The sequence below is a fragment of the Cellulomonas algicola genome, assembly GCF_003851725.1.
GTDB lineage: Bacteria > Actinomycetota > Actinomycetes > Actinomycetales > Cellulomonadaceae > Cellulomonas > Cellulomonas algicola.
The window spans coordinates 1-3,222 of sequence record NZ_BHYL01000439.1 but is presented as its reverse complement, the minus strand read 5'-3'; the positions used below and the strand labels follow the sequence as shown (position 1 = coordinate 3,222).

Below are 3,222 nucleotides of genomic sequence, written 5' to 3'. Positions count from 1 at the left end.
CGCTCGCGCGCCGGCAGCAGGCGGAGTCGCAGCGGGCGCGCGAGCTGATCGCGGCGTTCGTCGAGCGGGCGCTCGCGTCCGGCCCGGCGCCGGTCGAGCTGCGGGCACGGAGCTACGACGGGCGGGCGCGCTACCGGACGCCGCTGCGCGGCTGGTACCTGCGGCGCGACGAGTCCGTCGCCGTCGACACGTCGGGCGAGTTCTACGTGCTCAGCACCCCGGCGAGCCTCGGGGCGCGGCTGCGCGGCGTGACGCCCGAGCCGAGCGACCCGCCGCTCGTCCTCGGGGCCGGGGGGAAGGACGGCGAGTCGCTCGACCTGACGCAGGCGCTCGAGCGGGTGCTGGAGGGCTGACGCACCACCGTCGACCGCACGCGGGCGCTCTTCGCGGGCGACCGGAGGTGGCGCTCACGTGCTCGAGGCCGACGGTCACGGCCGGCGCGACGCGGGCGCTCGGGCGGGTGCCTCGGCTGACGCCACGGTCGACCCACCGCCGACGCCGACGCGCGCGTTCTCGGGTGCCGGCGCTCATCGCCCGGCCCGACGCGGCGCGCGGCCGTGCTCGACCTGCGCCGACTGCGCCAGACGTCGAGGCATCGGCCGCGTGCGCGTCCCCGCAGCGGGGCCGGCGACGGAGGTGGCGCTACGCGGTCGCGGTGTCGGCGCGCTGAAGCAGGTCCGCGAGCGCGGCCGCGACGGCGGCGGGGTCCTCGATCGCGGACATGTGACCGGCACGGGCGACGACGACGAGCTGAGCGTCCTGGGCCGAGGCCACGAGGTCCTCCGCGGCGGGCACGGGGGTGACGGTGTCCTCGTCGCCGACCACCGCGACGACCGGGCCGGTGAAGGCGCGCAGGACGTCGGTGCGGTCGGGGCGTGCGGCCATCGCGCGCTGCGACCAGGCGACGCCCGCGGGCGGCTGGTCCTCGATCCACGCGGCGAGCTGGTCGACGAGCTCGGGGCGGGCGGCGCGGCTGGACTCCCCCAGCAGGCCGGTCGACATGGGTCGGACGGGCTCGACGGTGTCGCCGTCCTCCGCGGCGGCGGCGATCCGCAGCCGGTTCGCGCGGGCCTCGTCGGTGTCCGCGATCGACTTGGTGTCGACGAGCCCGAGGCCCGCCACGAGCTCGGGGTGCCGCTCGAGCAGCGCGAGCGCGACGTAGCCGCCCATCGACAGGCCGACGACGACGGCCCGGTCGTGGCCGGCGGCGCGCAGGTCGGCGGCGACCAGGTCCGCGGACGCGTCGAGCGACGGCTCCGGCAGGGCGTCGGCGGAACCGGGGGTGCCCGGGAGGTCGACGGCGAGGACGGTCCGGTCGCCGGGCAGCGCCTCGGCGACGGCGTCCCACATCCGGTGGTCGAGCGGGAAGCCGTGCAGCAGCACGACCGGGAGGGTGCCGGAACCGTCGGGCCCGGCGGTGCGGTACGTGTGCAGCGTCATGCGTCCTCCTCGCCGACCGCGAGCGCGGCCGGGCTCTCGGCGGTGGTGCTCGGGCCGTCCCACGTGGTCGGCAGCGAGTCGTGGCCGGGCAGGACGTGCGCGACGACCTCGTCGAGCACGCGCCGGACGGCGGCCTCCCCCACCCACAGGTGCTTGGCGCCGTCGACGGCGATGACCTCGGCCTGCGGGACGCGCGCGAAGCGGCGGCGGGCCTCGTCGGGCCGCAGGTAGTCGTCGTGCTCGGGGACGAGGACGACGAGCGGCTTGCCGAACGCGGCCCACGCGTCGAGGTCGGCGTCGGTCGCGCGGTGCAGGGGCGGCGACAGGAGGATCGCGCCCTCGATCGACGGGTCGCGGCCGTGCATGAGGGCGAGCTCGGTGCCGAACGACCAGCCGACGAGCCAGCGGCGCGGCAGGTCGTGGAACTCGGCGAACTCGATCGCGGCGTGCACGTCGAACTGCTCGCCGACGCCGCCGTCGAACGCGCCGTCGCTCGTACCGCGCGGGCTCGACGTGCCGCGGGTGTTGAAGCGGAGCACGGCGAGGTCGGCGAGCGCGGGCAGGCGCCACGCGGCCTTGCGGTAGACGTGCGAGTCCATGTAGCCGCCGTGCGTGGGCAGCGGGTGGAGCGTCACGAGCGTCGCCGCGGGGGTGGCCGGTCCGCCGTCGGCGCCGAGCGGGCGGGCGAGCTCGCCGACGAGCGTGAGGCCGTCGGCGGTGTGCAGCTCGACGTCCTCGCGGTGCGCGGGCAGGACGGTGAGGGAGCGGATCGGGGTCGCGGGTGACGTGTGCGTGCTCATCGGGCACGAGCCTAGGACGGCGCCGACGACCTCGCGGTCCGGGGGTCGCTGTCGGGGCGCTCGGCGGACATCGCGGCGACGGCGTGCTCGAGCAGGACGGCGACGCCGTCGTCGGCGTTGGACGGCAGCCGGTGGTCGGCGGCCTCCAGCACCGCCGGGTAGGCGTTGGCGACCGCGAACGACGTGCCCGCCCAGGCGAGCATCGGCAGGTCGTTCGGGGCGTCGCCGACGGCCCACACGGCGCGCTGGTCGATGCCCTGCGTCGCGGCCCACCGCGCGAGCCCCGCGGCCTTGGTGACGCCCGGCCCGCTGATCTCGCCCAGGCCGTGGGCCCCGGAGTCGGCGACGACGGCGAGGTCCCCGACGACGTCGACGAGCGCGTCGACGAACGCGGCGCCGTCGCTCGGCTCGGCGGACGTCCGCACGAGCAGCTTGAGCGTGGGCCCGGTGAGGAGGTCCTCGATGCGGTCGGCGGACCGCGCGTCGCGCGGGACCGGGTGGTCGCTCGCGTAGCCGAGCTCGTGCGCGAAGCCGTCCGCGCCCTCGACGGCGAGGTGCACGCGGTCGGCGCCCCAGCGTGCGCGCAGCCGCTCGACGACCGCCCCGACGACGTCCGCAGGCATGCCGTGCTGCTCGAGCACCCGGAGCGTGCCGACGTCGACGACCGACGCGCCGTTGGCGCACAGCGCGACGCCGTGCCCGGCGACGTGCGCCTGCAGGTCGGCGAGCCAGCGGTGCGGGCGCGCGGTGACGAAGACGACCGCGATCCCCGCGTCCTCGGCGGCGGCGAGGGCCGCGGCGGTGCGCGCGGAGACGGTGCCGTCGGGACGCAGGAGGGTGCCGTCGAGGTCGGTGGCGACGAGCCGCGGCGGCGCGCTCGGCAGGGGGCGACGCCCGGTCGGCGGCGCGTCCTCGCGCGGTGCGGTCGCCCGCGTGGGGGTGCCGTCGTCGGGGGCGGTCCGGGCGCGGCGGGTGCCGGAGG

The 3,222-nt window shown here is 77.8% G+C and carries 4 protein-coding genes; 1 reads left to right on the top strand and 3 read right to left on the bottom strand.

Annotation, left to right across the window (positions count from 1 at the left end; translation table 11 throughout):
* Positions 1-353: hypothetical protein (locus CTKZ_RS20525; RefSeq protein ID WP_124344634.1), on the top strand; the 353-nt coding region annotated here is incomplete at its 5' end.
* A 289-nt stretch (positions 354-642) separates the two neighbouring features.
* On the opposite strand, the gene CTKZ_RS20520 is transcribed toward CTKZ_RS20525, so the two are convergent.
* The 3 genes from CTKZ_RS20520 to CTKZ_RS20510 all read right to left on the bottom strand — a co-directional run.
* Complete coding sequence (locus tag CTKZ_RS20520) at positions 643-1,440, bottom strand: alpha/beta fold hydrolase (protein WP_124344633.1); 798 nt, start codon at positions 1,438-1,440, stop codon at positions 643-645.
* Entirely contained in the window at positions 1,437-2,240 is an 804-nt protein-coding gene (locus CTKZ_RS20515; protein ID WP_124344632.1) for an alpha/beta hydrolase, read from the bottom strand. The genes CTKZ_RS20520 and CTKZ_RS20515 overlap by 4 nt, the downstream gene beginning before the upstream one ends.
* 11 nt (positions 2,241-2,251) lie before the next feature.
* On the bottom strand, positions 2,252-3,222 hold a 971-nt coding region (locus tag CTKZ_RS20510; protein WP_371852406.1), incomplete at its 5' end, for an HAD family hydrolase.